Annotated in this window: 1 protein-coding gene; it reads left to right on the forward strand. The window is 60.2% G+C overall.

Going from position 1 to position 883, the window contains the following annotated elements; genetic code table 11:
• Positions 1 to 28: 28 nt before the first annotated feature.
• Positions 29 to 856 carry a transposase gene (locus GY725_15265; protein ID MCP4005548.1) on the forward strand — a complete coding sequence of 276 codons (828 nt, stop codon included), beginning with the start codon at positions 29 to 31 and terminating at the stop codon, positions 854 to 856.
• Positions 857 to 883 lie beyond the last annotated feature (27 nt).

Raw genomic sequence — 883 nt, forward strand, 5'->3', positions numbered from 1 at the left:
CGTTCGCGTGTTTCACGAACAGTGCGAAGTGGTCGAGGATAAGATTGAGATTCGCAAGCATCCCGGCGGCGACGTGATCCAGAACCCGTCGGACCGGGATGCGACGCGGGACGGCAAGAAGGGACCCGGTTATCAAGTGCAACTTGTCGAGACGTGCGGCGAAGAGAACGACGTGCAGTTGATCACCGGCGCGATTGCCCAAACGGCGGTGGAGCACGACTCTGCGGCGATCGAACCGATTCTCGATCAACTCGAAGAGAACGGTTTAACGCCCGAAGCGATGCTGGCCGACACGGCCTACGGCAGCGACGACAACGTGCAAACGTGCGAACACAAAGGCGTCGAGTTGGTCAGCCCGACATCGGGGAAGAAGCCTGACGACGTGGATGCGACGAACAGCGACGACTTCGTGGTGAACGAATTGACGGACGAAGTGGAATGTTGCCCGCGGGGCGAGAATCCAGTCGAGTCGAGCCGCGACGAAGTGACGGGGCAAACGTTGGTGGTGATGGACAAGCGGTCTTGTGCCGAGTGCCCGCACCGCGATGGCTGCCCGGTAAAGCGTCGCCGTGACGGTCATTACGAGTACCGGTTTACCGACAAGCAACGTCGCTTGGACGCGCGTCGTCGCGAGGAAGCGACGAGTGTGTTTCGTGAGCGTTACCGAAAACGGTCGGGCATCGAAGCCACCAACAGCATCTTGAAGCGGAAGACCGGTTTGGGCCGTGTTCGCGTGCGAGGTCGTCCCAGCGTTTTCCACTCGATCTTGCTGAAAGTGGCGGGCTGGAACCTACTTCAAGCAACCCGAGCGTTGGCCTTGCGCCGCCGCAGCCACCTTGCAGTTTCCTTGGGGTAAACGGGGCAGTGTGCGCTGTTTCATCAC

The organism is bacterium (genome assembly GCA_024226335.1).
Lineage (GTDB): Bacteria > Myxococcota_A > UBA9160 > SZUA-336 > SZUA-336 > JAAELY01.